Raw genomic sequence first — 25,008 nt, 5'->3', positions numbered from 1 at the left:
GGAGCAAATATGGCAAAGCTTTGGGGCGGACGCTTTGAGTTAGAATCAAGCAAGCTTTTGGAGGATTTTAACGCCTCTATTGGCTTTGATCACCAAATGTGGGAGGAGGACATTCAAGGCTCACGCGCGCACGCTAAGATGCTTCATAAGATTGGAATCTTGCAAAAAGATGAGCTAGATTCTATCTTGCAAGGTTTGGAGCAAATCGCGCAACGCTTTAAGGAAAGCACTTTTCCGCTTAATAATAGCGATGAAGATATTCACATGGCAATAGAATCTGCGCTTACAAATCTCATCGGCGAAAGTGGCAAGAAACTTCACACCGCGCGCAGTCGCAACGATCAAGTAGCACTTGATTTCAAACTTTACACGCTCAAAGCAAACGCGCAATTGCGCGCACAAATTTTGGAGCTTATGCAGACTTTGCTTGATATCGCGCGCAACCACACCCACACGCTCATGCCCGGAATGACGCATTTACAGCACGCCCAGCCTGTGAGCCTTGCTTTTCATCTCGTGGCGTGGTGTTGTAATTTCTTGCGCGATGTCAAGCGTTTGGAATCTACCTTTGCGCGCAATGACACTTCCCCGCTTGGCTCTGGCGCGCTGGCTGGCACGCCGTATGGGAACGATAGGGAGTTTGTCGCGCATGAGCTTGGATTAAGCGCGCCTAGCCTTAATGCGATGGATTCTGTGAGCGAGCGGGATTTTGCGCTGGATTTGCTCTATGATATTGCGATGGTGATGATGCATATTTCGCGCGTGAGCGAGGAGCTGGTGCTATGGAGTAGCGCGGAGTTTGGCTTTGTGACTTTGAGTGATTCTTTTTCAACTGGAAGCTCGATCATGCCACAGAAAAAAAATCCCGATGTGCCTGAACTCTTGCGCGGGAAAAGTGGGCGCGCTTTTGGGAATTTGCAAAGTTTGCTTGTGGTGATGAAAGGCTTGCCTTTGGCGTATAACAAGGACACACAGGAGGATAAAGAGGCGGTTTTTGATAGTATTAAAACCGCGCAAATTTGCCTTGAGATTCTCAATGCGTGCTTAAAAACTACGCAATTTAACCCGCAAAATATGCTAAAAATGGCGCAAAGCGGGCATTTGAGCGCGACTGATTTGGCGGATTTTTTAGTGAAAAAATGCAATATCCCCTTCCGCGACGCGCACCATATCACCGGCAGAGCCGTAGCCTACGCGCAGTCTCAAAATAAGGATTTAAGCCAGCTAAACGAAGATGAGTTAGCAAGTGTAGATTCTCGCATTCCCAAAGAGGCGAAAAAAGTGCTTGATTTGCAATCCAGCATGCAAGCGCGCAACTCACTTGGTGGCACAGCAAGCGCACAGGTGGAATCGCAAATTAAAGCGTTGCAAGATTCCTTAGCTTACGCGCAAAAAAATCTCGCGCAAACTAAGCTTGTGACATTCAATCTCAAAGGATAAGCGTGCAAAATAAGCAAGAGCAGATTATCGGAATGTTTGATGCCATCGCGCAAAAATACGACAGGGCAAATCATGCGCTAAGTCTTGGTATCGATATTTCTTGGCGCAAAGAGGCGTGTAGAAGGGCTTTTGACGCGTTGCAAGATTCTCTAAATCGCCCGCTTACCATCCTTGATGTGGCATGTGGAAGTGGCGATATGATAAAGCACTGGCACAACGCCGCAGATACGCAAGGTGTGGAAATAGCGCAAATTTGTGGCTTTGACCCATCGGCAAATATGCTCGAAGTCGCAAAGGCAAAGCTTGAGGGCTACAAAGACACGCATTTTTTGCAAGGCGAGGCGAAGGCATTGCCCTTTGAGAATGAAAGCGTGGATATTCTCTCCATCGCCTATGGTTTGCGTAATGTGCTTGAATACAAGCAGGCATTGAGCGAATTTGCGCGCGTGCTGAAAAAAGGTGGCGTTCTTGTGGTGCTGGAATTTCTCAAAAGCGAAAAGCCCACGATTTTGGGGCGCATCGCGGGCTATTACACGCGCAAGATTCTGCCTTTGCTCGGTGGCGTGATTACTTCAAACTTTAAGGCGTATCAATACCTACCAAATTCCATTGAAAGCTTTATCACCGCGCGCGAGCTTGAGGAATTATTACAAGAAAGAGGCGTGCAAAAAAACTTCTGTAAAACCTACAGCGCGGGAATCTCCACGCTTTTTATCGGGGTAAAGGAATAATCATGCGCCTTGATATGCATAATCACACGCCTTTGTGCAACCACGCCAGCGGTGCGCCGCGCGAGTATTTACAGCGCGCTGTGGAGCTAGGCATCGATATTTATGGCTTTACTTGTCACGCGCCCATGGAGTTTGACAAGGAATACCGCATGTGCCTAGAAGATGTGGAAGGCTATATCGCGGATATGTGCGCGCTGCGCGAGGAATTCCGCGATAAAATCGATGTGAGAATCGGACTTGAGGTTGATTTTATTAAAGGGCGTGAAGATTTGCTAGAATCTAGCCTTTTGCGCGCCCCGCTTGATTATCTCATCGGATCGGTGCATTTTTTGGGAAATTTTGGCTTTGATAATCCTGCATTTTTGGGGCATTACAAAAACTTAAGCCTTGAGAAATGCTGGGAGGAATATTTGGATTCTATCACGCTTTGCGCGCAAAGTAGGAATTTTGAAGTTATCGGACATTTTGATTTGCTAAAGGTTTTTAACAACCCACCGCCCAAAAGCGTTTTGCCAAAACTTGCCAGCACTTTGGAATCCATCAAACAAGCGCAATGCGTGATGGAAATCAACGCCTCTGGCTTACGCAAACCATGCAAAGAGCAATACCCCTCTAAAGAAATACTTTCCCTTGCCTTTGAAATCGGTGTGCCAATCACCTTTAGCTCCGATGCGCACGCAGTCGAGCATGTGGGCTTTGGGTATGAGCATTGTCGCGCCTTAGCCAAAGAAGTGGGCTACACGCACGCCTTTGCCTTCAAAGACAAAATACCGCAAGAATACGCTATAGATTAAAATCTTAAAAACTATGAAAAATGCTCAAAATCCTCAACTTGCGAAATCATCGCAGAATCTTAAAGACGAACTTTTTGTAAGTGCGCCTAACAAGCAGTTTGAGTTTGACGCGCAGGTGGCAAGCGTCTTTGATGATATGCTGGAGCGCTCGATTCCATTTTACAAAGAAAATTTGCAACTTTGCGTGGATTTTTTGAGCGTAAATATCAAAGATGGCGTGGTGTATGATATTGGTTGCTCACTTGGGAATCTGCTTTTAGCGCTTTCTCCTCGCCTGCCTCACGCAAAGCTCATTGGGCTAGATACTTCAAGTGCGATGATTGAGCGCGCAAAGCTAAAGGCAAGGGCTTATAATGCGGATATTTGCCTCAAAGTCGCGGACTGCACGAAAGAGGAGTTTAGCGAATCTAGCGCGATTGTGAGTAACTACACTTTACAATTTATCCGCCCGCCTTTGCGCCTAGAGCTTGTCAAAAAACTTTATAATTCCCTAAAGCGCGCAAATGGCGTGCTTATTATTAGCGAAAAAATGGTGAGTGAGGATAGCCTTTTTGCAAAGCAGATGATTGAATACTACCATCAATATAAGGCGCGCAATGGCTACTCGCAAAGCGAAATCGCCTCAAAGCGCGAGGCGCTGGAAAATGTGCTTGTGCCTTATAGTTTGGAGGAAAATATTGCGTTGCTTAAAAGTGCGGGATTTAGCGCGGTGGAGGTTTTGTTTAAATGGGTGAATTTTGGCACACTTATCGCGCGCGCATAGAATCTTGCCGGGCGCTTTCAAAAGATACTAAAGGTTGCAAATGGCTACAGAATCCGAAATTTTAATCAATTAAAATAGCAATACGCACAAAGCAAAACTCATAAAAGGCTTTATCCTTGTGAGTGATACAATGAAAAAAGAAAGGGGCGACACTCGCCCATGTAAGAATAAGATTAATCTTGCTGTTTGCGGATATAAGAAGGTGTGTCAAGATTGCTTCTATCGTAAGTGTTGCTTGAAAAAAGCGTGCTTTCCCCGCCACTTACGCGCATTGATGAGACAGGCGCTACAGAAGTCATATTGAGATTCTTATTTTCTGGTCCATCGGTGATTTCATCTTGGAATCCTGTTGCGATGATTGTGATACGCGCGGCGTCAATGGGGAGATTCTCATCATAATAGCTACCAAAAACAAAATCCGTCTCATCTGTCTCATACGCGAGCATATCTGAGCGCGCCGCATCGACTTCTTTATAAGGATAGTCTGGGTGAGCTTCTAAGCACACAATAAGCCCTGTCGCGCCATGTATGTTGATATTTCCCAGCATTGGGGAGCTTAGAGCTTTGTTCAGTGCATTTTTTGCCGCATCTTCGCCTATATGCTCGCCAACGCTCATAATCGAAAGCCCCTTGTTTTCCATAGCTGTTCTCACATCGGCAAAATCCACATTTGTATCATCTGCTCCACCGCCAAGGATAATGTTTGAAAGCCCTATCACAGCGTTTGCAAGCACATCATTTACCATATTCATCGCCTCGCGTTGCCCATCTTTGTTGCCGATAGTTTTTACCATTCTATCATTAAGCACGACGATGATACAATCGCTCTCTTCGCGCAATTTTTTCAAGCCCTCTTCTGCGATTCTCGCGCGCTTTCTGCCTTCAGATTGAAAAGGCTTAGTGACAATGGAAACTGCAAGTGCATTATTTTCTTTCACCGCTTTTGCGATAAGTGGCGCAGCGCCCGTGCCCGTGCCACCGCCTAATCCTGCCGCGATAAAGACGATATCAAAACCACTTAGCGCCTCTTTTATCTCTTCATAGCTTTCAATGGCTGCTTGCTCGCCGACCTCTGGCTTCGCACCCGCACCTAAGCCTTTTGTAAGTTTTTTGCCAAGCTGGAGTTTGCGCTTTGCGCTATTTTTAGAGAGGTGTTGTGCGTCAGTATTTGCTGCAAAAATCGTGATTCCATCTTTTGTATTTTTGCGCACGAGGTAGTTTATCGTGTTGCTTCCGCCACCACCTACGCCAATGGCTGCAATCCTCGCGCCTCTGCATTCATTGTAGCTGATATCATCGCCGAGTTCTTGAATGTTTAAGTCTTTTATTTCTTCCATGGGTGTTTCCTTGTCTTAAAATAGTTCGCTAAGCCATTTATAAAAGCGCCTAAAGTAGTTACCAACGCCATTAGCTCGGACATTGGAGGTCAAATCGTCAGAATCCTTTTTCTCTTTAGGAATAATTTGCTCTTTTATTTGCAGATTCTGCACATCTGCCTTTTCTTTTGTAGTATCAACTTCTTGAATAACGCGTTGAGATTTTTTAAACTTCACCTCATTATTTACGCCCACTTCATAATTTGTAAAGCCCCCTGCTGCATGCAATACAAGCCCGATAATCGTAGCACTTTCTGCACCTTGAAGTTTATCTGTAATGCCATCAAGCGTTTTTGGCAAAGCCACGCGCACAGAGAGCTGATTATTCCCCGATGGATTGTAAAATTTCCCATTTTGATTGACATACTGCTCGAAGTTTTTGAGCTTCACCATACCGCCGGTTAGCACAATGCCAGATGTGAGGATATTTCCAAGCGCGCTTTTTTCTAAAATATCACCCAAAAGCTCTAAAGTCTCATCTACGCGGGCTTTTATAATGCTATAAATATTTTGCAAAGGGATTGGTTGCTTTTCAGAATTTCCCTTAATTGGCGCATTTAAGCCTTTATCTTTATCCTCTTGTGTGAAAATAAGATTCCCATATTTTGTTTTAATCTCTTCGCTTATGCTTAAAGGCAGATTAAATACCTGCGCCAAATCGAGCGTGACATTGTTTGAGCCGACATTGAGATAATCGCTGTAGCACATTGATTGTCCATTGTGAATCATAATATCACACAGCCCGCCACCCATGTCAATGCACGCCACGCCACCTTTGCGCTCATCATCGCTCAAAGTCGCGATTGAAGAGGCATACGAGCTTACGACAATATCGCTAATTTCAATTTCACAATTTTTGATAACTTTTTTGAGATTCTCCAAATGCGATTTTTTCGCCATCACCATAAAAACACGACAATCTAGCCTGCGCGCGCTCATATTAATCGGATCTTCAATAGCCACTTGCATATCATCAACGATGAATTTATAAGGCAGTGCGTGGATAAGCTGATGGTCTTGCGGGACGGGATTATAATGTATGGCTGTTTGCATTGCGCGCTGAATGTCTGTCAAGCGCACTTCGCCATGTGGCAGATTTACCGCGCCTTTAGAATCTGCGTTTATCGTGTAATTATTAGGGATTGAGATAATAGCCTTTTTCCCCTCAATGCCCGCCATTGTCGTGGCTTCAGCGATTGCAGCGCGCGTGGCGAGGCTGGCGTGATCGATATTATTAATCATACCTTTTTTCACGCCTTGAGATTCTCTAATGCCTACGCCAAGCACGCAAAGTTCGCCATCTTGCTTAATCTCTGCGATCACCGCGCAAATCTTGCTTGAACCTATATCAATCGCTAAAATGGGTGTCTTTGCCATATCCGGGCTCTCCTAATCTAGTTTTATAAAAATTTGTGGCTTGTAATGCGCATTCAGATACTCTTCAAGCACGCTCATATAGGCATTTTGCTTTAATGCTGTGGCTTCTTGCTGTGTATTTACTTCACTTTGGAAAAGCCTTTGGTTTGTGATTTTATACAAAATCGCCTGCGTGTCATTCAAAACAACACCACTCTTAGAATCTCCCTTTAGCGCTTGAGTGAGAATCGTGTACACATCAGAGAAATTAAGCCCAGCACTTTGGGCGAAAGAGCCCTTTCCAGCGACAAATACTGGCGAAAGAGTAAGCGGCGCAAAATAGCCGATATTCACACCCTTAAAATCCGCTAACTGCGCTTTGGATTGAGAATCTAGCTCTTGGATTTGCTTTTGGCGTATCAATGCTTGCTTTGCAGATTCTTTAGCAAGCGCGTATTCTAGCGGTTTTGGCGGGATTTTTTCCACAAGCTTTATTAGCACATAGCCATTTTGTTGCTCGATTGGCATTAGGATTGAATCCACCTCTAGCGCGCTTATACTCGCTAGTTCCTCTTTAGATAAATCCAGATTCCCGGCATTTGCGCCTTCCTCAAATTCTATAATCTCACCTTGCATTTTCCCATCGCGGAAAGCTGAAAAATTCCTTTTTGCCTCCAGCAGTGCCTTGTCTTTTTTAAGCTCAAACTCCACCTGCGCACGCACTTTTGCCAACTCGCTAACATTGCCTTTTTCATCTTTGTATAAATCTTTTGTACGCTCATATTGCGTAAGCACCTCATCTTCACTCACATTTTGAGAATCTGCCAAAAACCACACAGGCATAATTTTGTAAGTTTGCTTAGACACCCACTTTGTTTGGTTTTGCTCCCAGTAGGTTTTTATCTCCTCTTCACTCACGCTCACTTCTTTTGGCTTTAGCACTTTGACTTCAAGCTCATCATTGATTCCAAAAGGCACGCTAAGGCTTAAGTTTTCCACCACGCTTGGTTTAGAGACTCCTAAAAAAAGTTGCTCGTAAAATTTTCTCATCAACAAATCTTTTCGCAAATTCTCTTCAAACTCATCTTTACGCATTCCTACATTTGCTAGCGCGCGCTCATACACGCTTTTATCAAATGCGCCATTTGCTTGAAAAGCCTCTATTTGCAAAAGTTCATTTAATACCTCTTCATCGCTCACACGCACGCCCAAATCCTTTGCAAAAGATTCCACCTGTGCGCGCGCGATGAGCATTCTTAGGACTTGTGCTTGCAGTCCCATAGCCTTTGCTTGCGCTTCATCAAAGTTCCCGCCAAAGTTCTGCGCCTGCTCGTTATAGACATTTTGATACGCTGTTTTATATTCTCTTAAGCTTATTTTCACATCGCCAACTTGCGCTGCTTTATCCGCATTAAAATCAAACGCCCCAGTGCCCCAGCCTACGCCACCAGCGCCCACAAACGCAATCACGCTTATCCAAATTGTAATCACAAGCCATTTTCTATGTCTTTGCATCCACTCTAGCATTTATTACCCTTTTTCAAACATAAAGCCACGATTTTACCTTATTACGCTTTAAAGTTGGATTATTTTTTAAATTTTTGCGCGTATTTTTGCCCCTAATTTGCAAAATTTATTTTCCTAAAAAAGCCCAACATTTGGGAATCTAAGAAGTTCATAAGTCTTATTTGTCGCAATTCTCCCGCGCGCGGTGCGCTCCAAATAGCCATTAGCCAGCAAATAAGGCTCAATCACATCTTCAATCGTCCCCTCATCTTCGCTCATTGCCGCAGCTATGGCATTAAGCCCAATAGGGCGATTTTTACTCTGTGCCAAAATCTCCAAATAGCGCAAATCAAGCAAATCAAAGCCCAAATCATTCACACCAAGCTCATTAAGCGCGTATTTTGTGCGCTCTAGCGTGATGGTAGATTCTTTTGCCACTTCTGCAAAATCACGCACCCTTTTTAAAAGCCTTAGCGCAATTCGTGGCGTGCCACGCGAGCGTTTAGCAATTTCTAGTGCGCTTAGCTCCTCTATGTCTTTCTCCAGCTTCCGCGCTGCGAGCAAAATAATACTTTGCAACTCCTGCGGGCTGTAAAATTGCAGTCTAAAATTCATTCCAAATCTATCGCGCAATGGATTTGAAAGCATGCCCGCGCGCGTGGTTGCGCCAATCAAACTAAAGCGCGGTAAGTCAATTTTTAGCGTTTGAGCCGCTGGACCAGAGCCGATAATAATATCAAGGCGAAAATCCTCCATCGCCGGATAGAGAATCTCCTCAATCGGCGGACTTAGGCGGTGGATTTCATCAATAAAAAGAATGTCGCCATCATTTAAATTTGTCAAAATCGCGGCTAAATCGCCACTTTTTTCAATCATGGGCGCGGCGCTCACTTTGATATTTGCGCCCATTTCATGTGCGATAATATGGCTTAGTGTCGTCTTCCCAAGCCCGGGCGGTCCAAAAAAAAGAATATGGTCCAAACATTCATTGCGCAGTTTTGCAGCTTCAATAAAAACCTTAAGATTTTTCTTTATCGATTCTTGCCCAATGTATTCCTCCCACACGCTCGGACGCAGGGAAGATTCTAAATCTCTAGATTCTAAATTCACAGGCTCTACTATGCGCTCAATGCTGATTTTTTCCATTTAGTAGCTTTCCTTTTCGCTCGGAAATACGCCGGTTTTAATATCCTGTGCATAGTGCTTCATCGCCTCTTGCAAAAACGCCTTGCCATTTGCGTAGGTGCGCACAAATTTTGGCTTAAATGCATCAAAAAACCCAAAAGCATCGCTCCACACTAGAATCTGCCCGTCGCATTGCGCGCCTGCACCTATGCCAATGGTTGGAATCTTCACTGCTTGCGTGATTTGCGCGCCTAAGTCACTTTTCACACCTTCCAATAAAAGCCCAAACGCCCCAACAGATTCCAAATCTTTTGCAAGCTGCAATAAGCGCGCTTTTTCGCTCTCCTCTTTTCCTTTGACTTTATAGCCGCCTTCACCTCTCATAAATTGCGGCTGCAAGCCAATATGCGCCATAATCGCAAAGCCTTCTTTACAAAGAGATTCAATAAGTGGGATTTTATCCTCATTGACTTCAAGTTTGAGCGCATCACAAGGCGTTTGCGCGTAAAATTTAAGCGCATTTTTAAGCGCACTTTTGGTATCTTGATAACTACCAAAAGGCATATCCGCTAGCACAAACGCCCTCTTCACCCCCGCACAAACTGCGCGTGTATGGTAAATCATCTGCTCTACGCTTAGCCCCAGCGTATCATTTTTGGCATTAAAGCTCATATTAAGAGAATCTCCAACCAAAATAATTTCTGCAAATTCATCAAAAATACTCGCCATAAGCGCGTCATACGCGGTGATTGCGACGATTTTTTCTTTAGATTTTTTTGCTTGCAAGGTTTGTAGGGTGATTTTTTGCATTTTTATTCCTTCAAAAATATTATTTTTTGTGCTTTTTGGCTTTTTTGTTCTGATTTGTAGCAATTTTTTGAGAATCTTTACGAAAAAGAAATAATAGCATACAACCCACAAACATTACAATGCTTAAGATTTGCCCCATAGAAAGCCCAAGCGCGTAATATCCCATCTGCAAATCCGCCTCCCTTGTGTATTCACAAAAAAAGCGCGCAACGCTGTATCCCATGCCATACACGCATGCGAGCTCTCCGCTTTTTTTGCAGAATCTTAGCGCAAAAAGCATCACGCCAAAAAGCACAATGCCTTCAAAAAACGCTTCAAAAAGCTGGCTGGGATAGCACAATTTTTCTCCCACTAAGATTCCTAAAAAGCTAAAAACAGAATCTGGCTCAATCACGCGCCCATAAAGCTCTTGATTTAAAAAATTCCCAATTCTACCAAAGGTGTAAGCTAGGGGAATAGAGATTGTCGCTAAGTCGAGATAAGAAAAAAGCGGAAGTTTTTTTAGCTTGCAAAAAGCAATTGTAGCAATTAAGAATCCAACCACACCGCCATGGTAGCTAAAGCCCGCGATTCCGATAAAATTGCCTCGAGAATCAAAGGGATTAAAAATATCCCATGGGTGCAAAAGATAATGCGCCCCATCGCTGTAAATCGCCAAATAGCCGATGCGCGCGCCCAAAATCACGCCAACTTCCGCCCAAATAAAATAAGAATCCAAATCCTTAGAATCTATACCAAAATTTTGCGGATATTTTTTCAAAAAAAACTGCGCGATAAAAAGCGCAAAAATAAGCGCAAAGACATAGCAAAGCCCATACCAATGCACCTTTAAGCCAAAAAGGCTAAAAGCGATCGGATCATAATTTGTGTAAAAAAGATTCCAAGCATTAAGCGTCATTTTCTTTGGTCCTTAATTTTAGTCCTCTTCGCGGATTTTCACTTCAAAAAGATTCACCAAATCCACCTCTTCAAAAAACGCAAACATACGCAACGTATCAACGATAACCTCCACGCGTATCTTATCTTCAATCAAAAGTTTGCACAAAAAGCCAAGCGTGTAGGAATTAAGCGGATAGGCGCGCACAAAGTAGATTCTAAAAGTCTCGCCATTAAAGCTGTATTTGCCCTCTTTTTCCTTGTTTTGGTAAGCCTCAAGGTAAAATTCGATTTCTTGCTTAAACTCTAAAAAAACCTTGTAGGTTTTGATTTTCCCCACCACCTTGAGCGCATCGCTTCCATCTTGCAGGGTTACTTTTGAAATTTCCATTTTGCGTATCCTGTGCTTTGGCTTTTATCGTTAGAGAAAGTTTGTTGTGGCGCATTGTAGCAAGTTTTGGTTGAGAGTATGTAAAAATGAGCACCATTCCTCTGCCACTTTGGCGCAGTTTTTGTTTTTGGCGCCTTTTGGCTTTTTGGTGTAAATTTGGATTACAAAATAAGCGCAAAAATGCTTTGCTGGGCGGGATTTTTGGATTAAAGCAAAGTGTGAGTGTGGATTTTTCTAATTTACAGAGAATCTTATTTTTGTGAAATTGTATTTTTAAGCGCTTGTATTTGCGCGGGGCGCAGGCTGGAAGCTTTAAACCATAAAAATTATGCTCGATAACATTGCTAAAAAGCTCAAAAATGCAAAGCCAAAATTGACTTGATTTTTTATCAATGCTTTTTTGCAAAATCTCTAAAGATTCCATATCTGCGCTTACATTCAAATAGCGCATATAAATAAAATCCTACCAAACCACCACGCGTGCAAAGCTGGCGCTATGTATCAGTGCGGAGATTGTAAGCAAGCGGTATTTCTAAGCGCAGATTTTTTTCCACACGCGGGAAATGCTTTGATGCTTCCTCTACAGCGCGCACAGACGCACGATTGAAGTCCTCAAACTTAGAAGGCTGGATAACGCGAATATTTGTCACGCGCCCATCGGTGTAAATCACAAATTCTACGAGCACTTCATTTTCCTCAATCCTGCGCTTTTGCATCATACGCGGATAGCGCTGCTTTTTTTGGATTGCAGATTGAATCTGCTGGTAAAGCTCATTATGCTCGCCATCTTTTTGGCTTAGCGTCTCAATCACATCGCCTTCATTTTGCTGATTTGCCTGCGCAGCGAGCACGGATTCTTCAGGTTGGGATTCTTCTAGCTCTTCAGGGATTGGATTTGGCACGCGCTCAATAGGTTTTGGCTTTGGCTTTTTGTGCGGTTTTTTAACTGGCTTTTTGGGCGTTGGCTTTGGCTCAGATTCATTAGGAGAAGGGTTTTGAATCGTCGCAAGGGAAAGTGTTATCGCACTTACGCCATCTTCGCTAATCTCAATCTTATGGAATCTCTCTATAAGCAAGCACAAAAACGCCGCGTGTATAGCAAATGAGATGATGAAGCCTATTTTCATAGGCGTGAAAAAGCTATTGTTTTTTGGTTGTTGCAATACTGACATTTTCATGTCCTTTTTCCTTCAAAATATCCGCAACCTGCACGAACACATCAAAGCGCGCATTTTTATCAACTTCAAGTTTTAGCATTGTTTTTGGATCGAGCGCAAAGATTTTTTCGCGCAAAACTTCCATATTTACCAACTCGTTTTCAAAGAAAATCTCGCACTGCTCGTTGATTGCAAGCAATTTCGTTGGAGAATCTGTAGGCACAGATTGACTTTGTGAGCTAGGAAGATCGACTTTGATTTGCCCCTGCACGATGAAAGTAGAAACACTTAGCACAATGGCTAAAAGCACTAACATCACATCGATGAGCGGGATAACATTAAGTCCGTCTTTTTTTGGCAGTCGCATTTTTCACTCCGCAGGATTCCCATTTTTGCGCGCACTTAGCAAGGCTTGATAGCGGTTGATATACACTTCTGCTTTGCGCAAAAAAATGTTATATAAAATAAGCGTGGGAATCGCCACCAAAAGCCCAAGCGCGGTAGCTTTGAGCGCGAGAGACAAGCCAACCATAATGCTTTTTGCATCAAGTCCGCCACTCACACCCATATCATAAAAGGTGATCATAATCCCCACAACCGTGCCAAGAAGCCCGATATATGGCGCGTTTGAATAGATAATATAAAGCGTGGTGAGATTCTTACTCACTGCTTCCTCAAGCTCTTCTTTCGTACCATAATCCTTGATATTTAAGCGCGCATAAAAAATCACGCGCTCAATGCTAAACCACAGCACCAAAAAGCTCATAAAACCTAAGATAAAGAAAATAGCATGATCGATATTGTGTTTTAAAAATTCCATTTGCTTGCTCCAACCCGAATATAAAGTGGCGCAATCTTATAGTAATAATTCTTAAAATAACTTGATACCATTTAGCTATGAAAAATGAGAATAGCGGGCGTTTGTGAGTGTTTTTAAGGTTAAAATTACAAGCAATCGAAACTTATCGCTTACTTTTTCTTTTTAATAGGATGCCTTATGATGGTTTTTAGCTTGGCTTTATCGCACTTTCTTGGATCGCTTAGGTAGATTTCATGGTGGTATCTTGTATTGGCAATGTCTATTTTGTATCCCTTAGATTCTGCAAATTTATGCATTTTTTCAATCGTTGCAGGCTCATTATCATAAGAGCCTATATGCATGCATTGGACGCAAATTCCCTCATTGTAGGTAAGAAATTCAACCTTTGAAAAATCTTGCTTTTTCTTTTTTGTCGCTTCCTCAATCGCCCATTCAAAGTCTTTCTTTGTCACAAAATCCGGAAGTCGGATAATCGCTATAAAATGCATATCTTTTTTTCTATTATAATCAAACCCATCTGTATTTTCCTGCCACCAAAAGCCCTCAAGTGGCGACACTACAAATTCAAAAAAGCCCTCAATTTTATGCGCGCCCTTGTAGCTCATCTTTATTGTATAAATAACTCCATACAGCAAGGCTATCGCGTTTTTATATGCGCCATTTTCTTCGTTTGGATCGCCCTTCCCTCTTAGCGCGATGAAATTCATTGGCGGGATTTCTATGATACTAGGCTCACTTTTTGGTAGATAAAGTTCCCTATATGCCTTCTTGTAGTCAAAAGCCATTTTTTTAGAATCCTACGCTACTTTGAGAACTCAAATCACGATGCGATACGCAAGGCAGTGCGGATTTTCTCATACGCTTCTTGGATACTTCTAAAGCGCTCATTATAAGATTCCACAACTTGGGAATCTTGTCCAAAAACATTATCTGGGTGATATTCCTTTGCTAGGCGCAAATAGCGCTTTTTAATCGTATCAAAATCATCATTTGGGCTAGATTCTAAAATCATATAACTTTGGCGTAATTCCCGCTCATGCGCTGTCAAAAAGCTCTCTCCAAAGCCCCCTAGCCCGCCACGATTATGAAAGCTTTCATAATCAAAGTCCAAAATCACATTATGCACGACTTTAAAGCTCACAAGATTAATAATGCTCTCCCAAAAATAGGGCTTTGTAGAATCCAAATACACCTCATCTCTATCGCAACCCAAATAATATTCCTCAAACAAATTCGCAATATAGCGCCTTGCGGTGGCATTTACCTTGCTCATTTTGAGCATAACGCGCTTGCCATTGAGAATCCTTAGCGCGATTTTCACACGTTCAACGAGGGAATTTTTCCCAACAATTTTAATGCGTATTGGCAGATAAGTAAAATCAAGCAAATACTCTAAATCCGGCATTTCGCCAGATTCTTGGGATTTAGAATCTTCAGATTTAGAATCCGCGCATTTAGAATCCTCTTGCAAGCACACATGATACGCCCAATTAATCAAATAATCCTTCTTAAAGCGCTCTCCATCGTCCAAAATAAGCACGGTGCGCGACAATCGATAGCTTTTGGAAAAATATTTTTCTGCATACGCGATCGCCTTATGCAAAAACGCATTATCATCTTCTACCATAATCTGCAAATATTTCTGATTCACTGATACATTCATAAAATCCCTCGTATCAACTTACAGGAATGCCCTGCTTTGGTCTTTGCGCACATATTCTACCTTTTTAGATTCTTGTTTTCAAGCCCCTTTTGCCTTTTTAGTAAGCAAACATAGTTCCGCATTCCGCAAATTACCCCCACATTAGCTTTTGTAAATTGTTAAAAATTTACACAGCACAAGATAAGTTTGTGGGTAAGTTTGTGCTAGACTTTTGCCTACATTTTACAATGATACTTTTAAAGATTCAAACTACGGAGAAAAATATGCCAGAATTACTGCAAAATCAAGAGATTATTTTTGGCGTGCTTGGCTTTATTAGCGGGATAGCAGCGGGGTTTTTTGGCATTGGCGGGGGTGTGATACTTGTGCCTTGTCTGCTGTTTTTAGGTATGAGTATGGAGGGCGCGATTGGGATTTCGATTATGCAGATGGCGTTTTCCTCTGTTTTTGGCAGTTTGCTAAATATCGTGCGCAAAAAGCTTGAAGTACAAGTTGGCATTTTTGTAGGCATTGGCGGGCTAATTGGGGCGAGTTTTAGCGGATTTATCGTTGCAAATTTGCCCTCAAAGCTCTTGCTTGGCGCGTTTATTATCCTTACGCTTTTTAGTTTTAAAAAATATGTTTTCAATACCAAAACCTTTGCAAACCCAAATCCCCCCATCACAGATCCTACTTTGCAAAAGCTTGTGATGATTGGCGTTGGGGCATTGACAGGGATTTTTGCCATTAGTCTTGGCATTGGCGGGGGGCTTTTAATTGGTCCGCTTTTGGCGTATTTTTTGGGGCTAGATTCTAAAAAAGTCGTGCCGATTGCGCTGTTTTTTATTATTTTTGCTTCGATTTCTGGCTCGATTTCGCTCTATTCGCATAATCTTATCGATACGCATAGCGGGCTTATTGTCGGGCTTAGCGCGATGGTTGGCGTGGCGCTTGGCACCAAAATCATTGATATGGTGAGCCTTGCAAACCACCGCTACGCGCTTATTGTGATTTATGCCTTTAGCCTTGTGGCAAGCATTTACAAATTTTTTGCCTAAGACATTTTTATGAGTAGCAAAAAACCGCATTTTGGCTTTATCGCGCTGACTTTAATTGCAGAATCTTTTCTCATCTATGCAAGCATTTTGGTAAAAATCTCTGAAGTCTCGCCCATCATGCTTGGATTTTATAGAATCTTCCTTGCCTTGCCGATTTTTGCGCTTTTTAGCATTAGTAAAAAAGGCTTTTGCCTCCCGCAAAAAAGGGATTTGCTTTTTATGATCCTTTCCGGCGTATTTTTTGGCTTGGATTTATTGTTCTTTAACCTCGCCTTGCGCAATACAAGCGTAGCAAATGTCAATCTCATAAGCTCGCTTGCATGCTTTGTACTCGTGCCCATAGGTTTGATATTTTTTGGTGAAAAACTGCGCCTCTTTTTTGTGCTAGGCGCGCTCATTGCTATAATTGGCGTTTTTGTGCTTATCAATGGCAAAAACGCACTTAGCGTGGCAAATCCCTTTGGCGATATGCTCGCGTTTTTAAGCATGGTGTCTTATAGCGGATTCTTAGCGCTTATTTATAACCTTCGGCGCAAATACGAAACATTGCAGATTATGTTTTTCTCAGGGCTTGGAGCTGGGGGATTTTTGCTTATTGCTGGAAGCGTGATTGAGGGATTTTCTTTGCCTAGTGATTCTAAGCAATGGCTTATAGTTGCGCTCATTGCACTTTTTGGGCAGGTTTTGGGACAGGGCTTTTTTGGCTACATTATGGGGAAAATCTCTGCGCAACTCTCTTCGCTTTTACTGCTCTTTTCGCCCGTGATTGCGGCACTTATGGGCTATGTGATTTTGGGCGAATACATTAGCGCTATGGAGATTCTAGGGATTTTTATCATTCTTTTTGGCGTATTTTTAGCGCAAAGATAATGCAGAAGTTTGCAAGAAATTTAATCTTTATTAACACAATAGCGCAAAGATAAGCTATTTGTTTTGAACTTCAAACTTAAGGCGCAAAGATGAATCCACACAATCAAGCCCAAATAGTTCTTGTCGGCGGGGGCATTATGAGCTTAACGCTAGGTTTAATGCTAAAAGAGCTGGATTCTACATTTGAGATACATATTTATGAGACTCTTAGCGATGTCGCGCTTGAAAGCTCGATGGCGTGGAATAACGCAGGCACAGGGCATCAAGCACTTTGTGAGCTAAACTACACACCACGCCGCAAAGATGGAAGTATTGATATTTCAAAAGCACTTACGATAAATCAGCGCTTTGAGCTTAGCAAGGAGTTTTGGGCGTATTGCGTGGAGCAAGGGATTTTGGGCGAGCCTTCAAGCTTTATCCATCCACTGCCACATATTAGCTTTGTGACAGGCGCAAATGTCGAGTTTCTCAAAGCGCGTTTTGATGCGCTCAAAACCTCGCCATTTTTTAAAAATATGATTTTCACACAAGAGAGGGAAAAAATCGCCGAATTTGCACCACTGCTTATAGAAGGGCGTAGCAAGAAAGAAAAACTTGCAGCGACTTTTATTGATGGTGGAAGCGATGTGGATTTTGGCGCAATCACAAGACAATTGACAGAAAATCTCAAAGCGCGCGGCGTGAGCGTACATTTGAAACACAGAATAACAGATCTAAAGCAAAACGACAAAGGCTGGGAGCTAAAAATCGAGGACAAAACCCAAAATATCACAAAAACAATTCAGGCTGGCTTTGTATTTTTAGGCGCTGGTGGCGGGGCATTTCAGCTCGTGCAAAAAAGCGGGATAAGAGAGGCGCGCGGATATGCGGGATTCCCGATTAATGGCTTGTGGCTGGCGTGCAAAAATGAAGAGATTATCGCTAAACATAGCGCAAAAGTCTATGGCAAGGCATCTGTGGGCGATCCACCTATGTCTGTGCCACATTTGGATACGCGCGTGATTGATGGGAAGCGCGAGCTTATGTTTGGACCATTTGCGAGCTTTAATACGCGCTTTTTGAAATATGGAAGTTTGCTTGATTTCCCGCTTTCCGTGCGTCCGAGCAATCTTTTGACAATGCTTCAAGCTGGGATTGATAATATCCCGCTGACAATTTATCTCATCAAACAGGTATTTTTAGATAAAAATGGGCGTGTGCGCCGACTGCGCGCATTTATGCCAACAGCGGATTCTAAAGATTGGGAGATTAAAAACGCCGGGCAACGCGTGCAAATTATTAAGAAAAACACGCAAGGGCGCGGAAGTTTGCAATTTGGCACAGAAGTAGTCGTGGCGCAAAATGGCTCGCTTGCGGCAATGCTTGGCGCATCGCCGGGGGCTTCAACTTCGGTAGATATTATTTTGGAAGTGCTAGAGCGCTGCTTCAAAAAAGAAATGAGCTCGCCAAAATGGCGCGAGAAGATTCAGCAAATACTGCCTTCCTACCATCACACGCTGGAGGAAAATATCGCAAGCTTTAATTCCTTGCGCTCAAAAACCGCTAAGATTCTCAAGCTTCCATTTGAAGGGATTTAAAGGCTTTTGGCTCAAACTTTGCGCCTATCCTTTCACATTCAAAATATGCTCTTCTGGCATTTCAAAAAATGGCTTAAGCGCTAAATCATGCTTGAAACTCACAGATTCAAACGCACCTTCAGTATTGAGCGCGCTAAGGTTTTGCTCCAAAAGCTCTAACGTGCTTTTAAAATTCGCCTTAATCTCTAAATATTTTTGGGAATCCACCACCCACACAGCGCCTTCAATCAGCCCGAGACTAGGCATAACCGCGGAAAATAAAAGCTTTTTTGGCTCCAACTTTAACTGCAACAAACACTGCTTTTTGCCCTTATCCTCAAAACTTAGGCTAATGACTTTTTGTCGCAAACCTAAAAGCAAAAATCCTAAATATTCAAGCTCCTGTTTGCTTTGTGCGAGGGGCATTTTCTGCAAAAGAAGCGCGCTAAAATCCTCCAATAAATTCTCGCTATGCTGACTTAAAAGCTCTTGCAACTGCGCGGATTCTAAATTAAGCGGGCTTTTTTGCGCAAAATCTAAAATCTTTGGATATGGCGCGAGATTGCTTAAAACTATCCCGCCAAGCGAGTTGCTACTCATTTGCCCCCAATATTTTTGCCCGATTTCTAGGGGCTTGTGGCTGGTTGTTTGAAGCGTTTTCGTGCCAATTTGCAAGAGATATTTTGCACCCTCAAGCTTCCCTAGCACTTTTAAAATAATGGGCAAACGCGCATTAAAGCTCACATCGCCCTTTGATAGCGCGCTCAAAGCCTTGCTTATTTGAGAGACTTTTTCAATCATGTTATGATTTATAAAATGAGATTTACAAAGCAAGCTTTTTTGCAAATTGCACGATTTCAAAACTTAGCGCAAACTTGCTAAGCAAAGGCGTTTGCTTCATATCGCGCGCGCTTAAAAGCGTCATTTTATTATTTTCACTTCCAAAGGCATTGTGAGAATCCAAAACATTCAAACACACCGCTTGCAGGGATTTTTTCACAAGCATTTTTTTCGCGCATTCAAGCGCGCTCACCTCCTCGCTCTCTGCTTTAAAGCCAATTTTTATAAAATCCTGCGCGCTTAAAGATTGCAAAACATCGATATTTTTTTCCAACTCAAGGCTAAAAACTTCAGGCAATGCGTCTTTTTTGAGCTTTTTTGCGCTCACTTGCTTTGGCTTAAAATCCGCTAATGCTGCCGCCATAAACAAATAGGGCTTTTGTTTGCAAATTTTGCGCGCCTGTAGTATCGCTTCTTTGTATTCCTGTGTCGTTTGCGCCTCTATGCGCTCCACGCCCTTTGGCAAAAATGGCAAAAAATTTGACCCCACAACGCGCACTTTTGCCCCAAGCACAAATAATGCAAGTGCCAAAAAATGCGCCTGTTTCCCGCTTGAAAGATTACTTAAGATTCTCACACTATCAAGTGGCTCTTTGCTCCCGCCACTGGTGATAATTACCTCTTTTCTCTCACCTTCTCCGCCCCAAAATTCCGCCAATTCCTTATAATCACTTTGCAAAAATACACTTAAAAGCGCATAGAGAATCTCCTGCAAATCTGCCAGCGCGCCCTGTCCTCTATCACCGCACGCAAGCAATCCCTCTTTAGATTCCACCACGCGCACGCCTTGCGTTTTAAGCGTCGCAAGATTTGCCTGCGTTTGGGGGGCTAAAAGCATAATCGTATTCATCGCAGGCGCGAAAATCTTTGGCGCGGGTGATGCCAAAAGCGTGCAAAGCGCGATATTATCCGCAATCCCGCAGGCAAACTTTGCGATGGTATTTGCACTCGCAGGCGCGACAAGCACCACCTGCGCCCATTTAGCATAGCTTATGTGATTTGGAGAATCCGCACTTTGCCAGCTCTGCGAGGATTCACTAAGCACACTATTTTTGCTCATCACTTCAAAAAGAAGCGGATTTATTAGCTCAGCGCTTTTCTCACTCATCACCACGCGCGTTTGCGCGCCTAGCTTATTAAGCGTGCTTAAAAGCTCTAGAATCTTATATAACGCCACAGATGCGCTCACCACGATTAAAATACGCTTATTAGCAAAAAAAGGCTGCAAAAAAGAATAAGATTGCATAAAAAACCTTTATAAATTTATGAGAAATTTTGGATTGTATCAAAAACGCTAGGACTTTTCAAGCAAAGACTAGCACTAATTTTGGGGCACAAAATAGTTTCTTAATAGATTGTAATATCTTGACTTTTGAGAGATTTTAGCTTATAATGCGCGCTTTTTATCACTACCCATGAAAGCCTTTTGGGCTAGATTCCGGATTAGCTCAGCGGTAGAGTAGGCGGCTGTTAACCGCTTGGTCGCAGGTTCGAATCCTGCATCCGGAGCCACTTTCACACTTCTTCATTTTAAAATCAAAATCCAAAAATCCCTGTTTAAAACCCCATATTGAAATCCCGCTTCCCCAAATTTTCATACAAAATTTCAGAATCCACCCCGTCATCGCCATTTTTTAATTTTGCCTTAAGGGGGGGGGCTATAATTGAGCCTTTAATTTTATAAAGCGAGATTTTCAATGCACCCACAAAATTTAGAGCAAAATATTTCACAACAAAACGCCCCACAGCAAAACGCCCTGCAACACATCATCATCCAAGCTGGTGGCAAAGGCACGAGGCTAGAGGGACTTACTAGAAATAAGCCAAAATGCCTTGTGCCATTTGAAAATCTACCAATTATTTTTCATCTTTTTGCGCGCTTCCCGCACGCGCATTTTACAATCATCGCTGATTACAAAATAGAAGTGCTTACGAAATATCTTGCAATCTTTGCTGTGCAATATAATTACTCCATAATCCACGCGCAAAATGAGGGGACAATCTCTGGGATAAAAGAGGCAATTGCGCCTTTTGGCGATAATGAGCCTTTTATGATTATTTGGTGTGATTTGATTTTAGCAAGTGATTTTGAGATTCCACCATTAACGCAAAATTATATTGGAATCTCCCAAAGCTTTGAGTGTCGCTGGAGCTATGTAAATGGTGAGTGCAAAAAAGAGCCAAGCATGCAAAATGGCATAGCTGGGCTTTTTATCTTTAAAAATAAAATTGAGCTAGAAAATATTGCAGAATCTGGCGCATTTGTGCGCTGGTGTCAGATTCAAAAAATCCCTTTTACTCCCTTACCACTTATAAATTGCAAAGAAATTGGCACACTTCTTAGCTATAGTGATAATAATCCAACGCCAATTTGCCGCCCATTTAATCACATAGAATTTAGAGGTAATGAAGTTATCAAAACGCCTCTAAGCGCGCAAGGAGCGCAAATAGCGCAAAAAGAGATTGCATGGTATAAATTCGCACAAGCAAAAGGTTTTGAGAAAATCCCGCAGATTCTAAGTTTTGAGCCACTTACAATGAAGCGCGTGCAGGGCAAAAATATTTTTGAGTATGATTGTTTACTGCCTTCACAACGCAAAGAGGTTCTAAAAGAAATCCTAGATTCTCTTTTAGAGCTTCACAATCTCGCCCCAAAAATCCCAGCAAATATGCAAGATGTAATGCAAACCTATATCACAAAAACTTTTGAGAGAATAGAAAAAGTGCGCTCCCTTGTGCCATTTGCAGAAAATGAATTTATCAAAATTAATGGGCAGTATTATAAAAACATTCTTTTTGATAAGCAAAAAATTATTGATAAGATTCTAGCTTTGGCACCAAGTGAATTTTGCGTGATACATGGGGATTGTACTTTTTCAAATATTCTTTTTGATACCTTTAATATGAGGGCGATTTTAATCGACCCGAGAGGCTATTTTGGAGAAAGTCAGATTTTTGGCGATGCAGATTATGATTATAGCAAGGTATATTACTCGCTAAGTGGGGATTATGACCAATTTAATCGCAAGAAATTTACCCTTGTGATTAAAGAAAATGAAGTGGATTTTGCTATTAAATCAAGCGCGTGGCAGGATTGCGAGGAGTGGTTTTTTGAGTATCTGCACTTAAGGGGCGAGCGTGTAAATAGGGAAAAAATTGCGCTTTTGCACGCGCTTATTTGGCTTGGGCTTAGCACTTATGCGTGGGAAGATTATGATTCTATTTGCGGGGCGTTTTATAATGGGATTATTAAGCTAAAGGGGATTTTATGAGTGGGAAATCTTTGGATTCCAATCAACAAAAAAGAATCTCACAATCTCACAAGACAAAAAACGCCGAGTATGGACGCGAGCAAAGCGAGGCGGAGGCGAAGCGGGATTTATTCCCGCGAGATGATACAATCAATGGAATAGAATCTTTGGATTCTGGCGTGCTTAGATTATCCAGCCTGCCTAAAACTTGGCTTTTTGATATTGATGGTACGCTTGTAAAACATAATGGATTTTTGGAAAATGGTGAAGAATTGTTGCCCGGGGTAAAAGAATTTTTTGAGAATCTGCCAAATGAGGATATTGTAATTTTACTCACAGCACGAAAAAATTCGCAGATTCCAGCACTTGCAAAATTTTTGCAAGAAAATAATATTAGATTTAATCATATTTTACCAAATTTACCTGTGGGCGAGCGGATTTTGATAAATGATTGTAAACCTAGTGGGCTGAAAACTGCATACGCAATAAGCACAAAACGTGATGAGGGGATAAGATTCACGCTAGATATTGATAAAGGAATTTAAAAATGAAATTTGAGGATATAGAGCCGCTGTTGCAAAAGGATAGATTCTATTTTGCTAGTCCTTGTGGTTTGGGGGATACCTATTTTCTTTGCGCTCTTAAAAATGCATTAGAAAATAAACTTAATGGAAAGATTGTTTTTATTATTCAAGAGAGCCATATTCCTGTGCTTGAACTTTTTGATGATACTGATTTTATTGCGGTTGAAAATGATAACTTTAGAGGTAATGCTGATATTCTTAAGACTTTTTCTTTTTGCAAAATTACCCCAACACTTGGCAAGGTATATCCAGCTCACCCAATGTGTGTAAATCAAAAGGAAGTTTTTAAGAAAAATTTTTTGTATTCTTACATAATTTTTTTTGGATTACCAACACATTGCAAAATACTTACCCCGAATAATATTCCTAAGCTAGATTCCAAACTTCAATCACAGATTGAAAAAATTGCCCCATTACATAAATTATGTCTTTATGTTCCAGAATCTCAGACCCTAGATTCTCTTACTCAAACATTTATACAATCTGATATTGAAGATTTGCGAGCTCATGGTTTTGAAGTTATCATAAACACTTTCAAAAAAACCTACATACTTAATAATGCTCATTTTTTGAATTTAAATCTAAAAGAGCTTTTGGCACTTGGAGCAAATGTAGGTATGGTTTATTGCACGCGCTCTGGCTTTAGTGATGTGATTGCAATATATGCAAAAAAATTGCGTGTGTATTATCCAACACATGGAGCTTTAAGATTTTATAGTTTGAAAATTAATAAGCTTTCAATAAACGCTACAGAAATTCCATTACAACAAGAAGGTACAATTCATTTGGCATACCGCATAGGCTCTCTTTTACTTGCCTATCAAAGGAAGGATATTTCATTTTTTAAGCTTTTATTTTGCATGTTTCAAGCATATAAACACACTCCGCTAAATACACAATATATTGACGCAATCTACCCTATAGATCTTGTAGAATCTGCCCCCTACAAACTTGGTTTGGCTTTTATAGAAAATAATGGCAACCTTACGCGTTTTGGCATTTTAGCTTTTGTATTAAGATTTTGCGCTACAAAAAATCATAAATTTTTTACTAGAAAATACCAAAATGAATCTCACAAACCCTCTAACATTTAACTTCCCTATATAATTTTTTGCTAAAATACGCGCCGAGCAAAAAGCATACTTAGCAAAACGGAGAAAGATATGGAAATTATTTTATTGCTTATTGGCGCGGGTGTGGCGTATTTTTTGTATATCACGCTGCAAGATTATTTGAAAAATCCGCTTCACCAACAAAGCTTCGTGCAGCCGGTGAAAAGTCAAAATGTGCCACAGGTAAATTTTATCGAGGACGAGCAAAATCGCCTGCAAAATAGAATCAAAGAAAGCGAATATGGCTTGCTTAGCGCGATTTTAGGCGTGTTTGCCAAAAGCGATGGGAAGGTGTGCGAGCAAGAGGAGATTCTTATTGAGGATATGATTGATGAAATGCTTAAAGATCCAAAAAGCACGAAATTCACAAAAGAATCTTTGCTAGAAATCTACCAAAATGCCAGCGCTCAGGATCTTGAGATACTTTGTGAATCTTTTACAAACGCCACAAAAGGCGAGTATAAAAAGCGCTTGAAAGTCGTGGAATTCCTTTTCGTGCTGGCATATGCAGATGGTGAGTTCGCGCAAGAGGAAAAAAACATGCTCATTGATATCGCGGCATTTTTCGAGCTAAGCAATGAGGATTTTAACAGGCTCTATGATGAGTTTGAAACCTTGCACGAGCAAAAAGAGGCGCTAAGCAAGGAAAAGGCGCTAGAGCTTTTTAACCTAAAGCAAGACTACACGCAAGATGAGTTGCACGCGCGCTATGTCGAGCTGACAAAGGCAAAAAAGGGCAATATTTTGGGAAATAAAAATGTCGGAAAATCCCTGCTAGATGGCGGTGCAAAGGATTTACGCGAGATTGAGGAGGCTTACAAAATCCTGCAAACACAATCCGCGTAAGCGTAGATGAAAAGTTTAGAGCAGATTTACCCCCTACACGAGAATCTAAAGGAATGCAGTGTGTGGCACGCACTTTCTAGCGTCGTTGGGGGTTAGGGGTGCAG

At 41.9% G+C, this 25,008-nt stretch carries 26 protein-coding genes and 1 tRNA gene; 12 read left to right on the top strand and 15 right to left on the bottom strand.

The window, feature by feature from the left end:
• Window positions 1-9 precede the first annotated feature (9 nt).
• From argH to cmoA, 4 genes are read left to right on the top strand one after another with little or no spacing between them, the layout of a single operon-like run.
• Window positions 10-1,440: an argininosuccinate lyase gene (gene argH / locus CQA49_RS06510; RefSeq protein WP_115575158.1), complete on the top strand. Its 1,431-nt coding sequence runs from the start codon at window positions 10-12 to the stop codon at window positions 1,438-1,440.
• 2 nt (window positions 1,441-1,442) lie between these two features.
• The gene (ubiE, locus tag CQA49_RS06505) at window positions 1,443-2,171 is read left to right on the top strand and encodes a bifunctional demethylmenaquinone methyltransferase/2-methoxy-6-polyprenyl-1,4-benzoquinol methylase UbiE (protein ID WP_115575157.1); all 729 of its coding nucleotides are present in this window, start codon (window positions 1,443-1,445) and stop codon (window positions 2,169-2,171) included.
• A gap of 2 nt (window positions 2,172-2,173) precedes the next feature.
• Entirely contained in the window at window positions 2,174-2,965 is a 792-nt protein-coding gene (locus CQA49_RS06500; protein ID WP_115575156.1) for a histidinol-phosphatase HisJ, read from the top strand.
• Window positions 2,966-2,978: 13 nt separating this feature from the next.
• Complete coding sequence (cmoA, locus tag CQA49_RS06495) at window positions 2,979-3,728, top strand: carboxy-S-adenosyl-L-methionine synthase CmoA (protein WP_115575155.1); 750 nt, start codon at window positions 2,979-2,981, stop codon at window positions 3,726-3,728.
• Window positions 3,729-3,901: 173 nt separating this feature from the next.
• On the opposite strand, the gene ftsZ is transcribed toward cmoA, so the two are convergent.
• The 13 genes from ftsZ to CQA49_RS06430 all read right to left on the bottom strand — a co-directional run bounded on the left by ftsZ (window position 3,902) and on the right by CQA49_RS06430 (window position 14,808).
• Complete coding sequence (gene ftsZ / locus CQA49_RS06490) at window positions 3,902-5,065, bottom strand: cell division protein FtsZ (protein WP_115575154.1); 1,164 nt, start codon at window positions 5,063-5,065, stop codon at window positions 3,902-3,904.
• 15 nt (window positions 5,066-5,080) lie between these two features.
• A complete protein-coding gene (ftsA, locus tag CQA49_RS06485; protein WP_115575153.1) occupies window positions 5,081-6,481 on the bottom strand; it encodes a cell division protein FtsA in 1,401 nt (466 codons plus the stop codon).
• Between the two features lie 12 nt (window positions 6,482-6,493).
• Window positions 6,494-7,987, bottom strand: coding sequence for a peptidylprolyl isomerase (locus CQA49_RS06480; RefSeq protein ID WP_115575152.1), 1,494 nt, complete (start codon window positions 7,985-7,987; stop codon window positions 6,494-6,496).
• Window positions 7,988-8,101: 114 nt separating this feature from the next.
• Entirely contained in the window at window positions 8,102-9,112 is a 1,011-nt protein-coding gene (gene ruvB / locus CQA49_RS06475) for a Holliday junction branch migration DNA helicase RuvB (RefSeq protein ID WP_181882623.1), read from the bottom strand.
• A complete protein-coding gene (panB, locus tag CQA49_RS06470; RefSeq protein ID WP_115575179.1) occupies window positions 9,113-9,901 on the bottom strand; it encodes a 3-methyl-2-oxobutanoate hydroxymethyltransferase in 789 nt (262 codons plus the stop codon).
• Between the two features lie 19 nt (window positions 9,902-9,920).
• Window positions 9,921-10,799 (bottom strand): prolipoprotein diacylglyceryl transferase, encoded by an 879-nt coding sequence (gene lgt, locus CQA49_RS06465; RefSeq protein WP_115575151.1) that lies wholly within the window; start codon window positions 10,797-10,799, stop codon window positions 9,921-9,923.
• Between the two features lie 18 nt (window positions 10,800-10,817).
• Window positions 10,818-11,168 (bottom strand): hypothetical protein, encoded by a 351-nt coding sequence (locus CQA49_RS06460; protein ID WP_115575150.1) that lies wholly within the window; start codon window positions 11,166-11,168, stop codon window positions 10,818-10,820.
• Window positions 11,077-11,619 carry a hypothetical protein gene (locus CQA49_RS06455; RefSeq protein ID WP_115575149.1) on the bottom strand — a complete coding sequence of 181 codons (543 nt, stop codon included), beginning with the start codon at window positions 11,617-11,619 and terminating at the stop codon, window positions 11,077-11,079. Before CQA49_RS06455 ends, CQA49_RS06460 begins: the two co-directional genes overlap by 92 nt.
• Window positions 11,620-11,662: 43 nt before the next feature.
• Window positions 11,663-12,346: an energy transducer TonB gene (locus tag CQA49_RS06450; protein WP_115575148.1), complete on the bottom strand. Its 684-nt coding sequence runs from the start codon at window positions 12,344-12,346 to the stop codon at window positions 11,663-11,665.
• A complete protein-coding gene (gene exbD / locus CQA49_RS06445) occupies window positions 12,309-12,692 on the bottom strand; it encodes a TonB system transport protein ExbD (RefSeq protein WP_115575147.1) in 384 nt (127 codons plus the stop codon). The genes CQA49_RS06450 and exbD overlap by 38 nt, the downstream gene beginning before the upstream one ends.
• A 3-nt stretch (window positions 12,693-12,695) precedes the next feature.
• Complete coding sequence (gene exbB, locus CQA49_RS06440; protein ID WP_115575146.1) at window positions 12,696-13,145, bottom strand: TonB-system energizer ExbB; 450 nt, start codon at window positions 13,143-13,145, stop codon at window positions 12,696-12,698.
• Between the two features lie 149 nt (window positions 13,146-13,294).
• Entirely contained in the window at window positions 13,295-13,930 is a 636-nt protein-coding gene (locus CQA49_RS06435; RefSeq protein ID WP_115575145.1) for a GyrI-like domain-containing protein, read from the bottom strand.
• Between the two features lie 35 nt (window positions 13,931-13,965).
• Window positions 13,966-14,808 (bottom strand): J domain-containing protein, encoded by an 843-nt coding sequence (locus CQA49_RS06430; RefSeq protein WP_115575144.1) that lies wholly within the window; start codon window positions 14,806-14,808, stop codon window positions 13,966-13,968.
• Window positions 14,809-14,963: 155 nt separating this feature from the next.
• Between CQA49_RS06430 and CQA49_RS06425 the strand changes: the two genes are divergently transcribed.
• The 3 genes from CQA49_RS06425 (at window position 14,964) to mqo (ending at window position 18,292) form a co-directional block, all read left to right on the top strand.
• On the top strand, window positions 14,964-15,845 hold the full coding sequence (locus tag CQA49_RS06425) for a sulfite exporter TauE/SafE family protein (protein WP_258864247.1): 882 nt from the start codon (window positions 14,964-14,966) through the stop codon (window positions 15,843-15,845).
• Window positions 15,846-15,854: 9 nt separating this feature from the next.
• Window positions 15,855-16,715, top strand: coding sequence for a DMT family transporter (locus CQA49_RS06420; protein WP_115575142.1), 861 nt, complete (start codon window positions 15,855-15,857; stop codon window positions 16,713-16,715).
• An 89-nt stretch (window positions 16,716-16,804) separates the two neighbouring features.
• Window positions 16,805-18,292 carry a malate dehydrogenase (quinone) gene (mqo, locus tag CQA49_RS06415; RefSeq protein ID WP_115575141.1) on the top strand — a complete coding sequence of 496 codons (1,488 nt, stop codon included), beginning with the start codon at window positions 16,805-16,807 and terminating at the stop codon, window positions 18,290-18,292.
• A gap of 24 nt (window positions 18,293-18,316) precedes the next feature.
• Here mqo and CQA49_RS06410 read toward each other — a convergent pair whose 3' ends face one another.
• Both CQA49_RS06410 and coaBC read right to left on the bottom strand, forming a co-directional pair.
• Entirely contained in the window at window positions 18,317-19,072 is a 756-nt protein-coding gene (locus CQA49_RS06410; RefSeq protein WP_147288664.1) for a hypothetical protein, read from the bottom strand.
• Between the two features lie 22 nt (window positions 19,073-19,094).
• A complete protein-coding gene (gene coaBC, locus CQA49_RS06405) occupies window positions 19,095-20,357 on the bottom strand; it encodes a bifunctional phosphopantothenoylcysteine decarboxylase/phosphopantothenate--cysteine ligase CoaBC (RefSeq protein WP_115575139.1) in 1,263 nt (420 codons plus the stop codon).
• Between the two features lie 191 nt (window positions 20,358-20,548).
• On the opposite strand from coaBC, the gene CQA49_RS06400 reads away from it, so the two are divergent.
• The 5 genes from CQA49_RS06400 (at window position 20,549) to CQA49_RS06380 (ending at window position 24,904) form a co-directional block, all read left to right on the top strand.
• Window positions 20,549-20,623, top strand: a tRNA-Asn gene (locus CQA49_RS06400).
• Between the two features lie 185 nt (window positions 20,624-20,808).
• The gene (locus tag CQA49_RS06395; RefSeq protein WP_115575138.1) at window positions 20,809-22,383 is read left to right on the top strand and encodes a phosphotransferase; all 1,575 of its coding nucleotides are present in this window, start codon (window positions 20,809-20,811) and stop codon (window positions 22,381-22,383) included.
• Window positions 22,380-22,907: a hypothetical protein gene (locus CQA49_RS06390; RefSeq protein WP_220271728.1), complete on the top strand. Its 528-nt coding sequence runs from the start codon at window positions 22,380-22,382 to the stop codon at window positions 22,905-22,907. Before CQA49_RS06395 ends, CQA49_RS06390 begins: the two co-directional genes overlap by 4 nt.
• A 2-nt stretch (window positions 22,908-22,909) precedes the next feature.
• Window positions 22,910-24,040 carry a hypothetical protein gene (locus CQA49_RS06385; protein ID WP_115575137.1) on the top strand — a complete coding sequence of 377 codons (1,131 nt, stop codon included), beginning with the start codon at window positions 22,910-22,912 and terminating at the stop codon, window positions 24,038-24,040.
• Between the two features lie 69 nt (window positions 24,041-24,109).
• Complete coding sequence (locus CQA49_RS06380) at window positions 24,110-24,904, top strand: TerB family tellurite resistance protein (protein ID WP_115575136.1); 795 nt, start codon at window positions 24,110-24,112, stop codon at window positions 24,902-24,904.
• Window positions 24,905-25,008 lie beyond the last annotated feature (104 nt).

This window comes from Helicobacter sp. MIT 00-7814, assembly GCF_003364115.1.
In the GTDB taxonomy this organism is placed as follows: domain Bacteria; phylum Campylobacterota; class Campylobacteria; order Campylobacterales; family Helicobacteraceae; genus Helicobacter_F.
The sequence above is the reverse complement of the archived record's forward strand: the minus strand, read 5'-3'. Positions and strand labels throughout refer to the sequence as shown.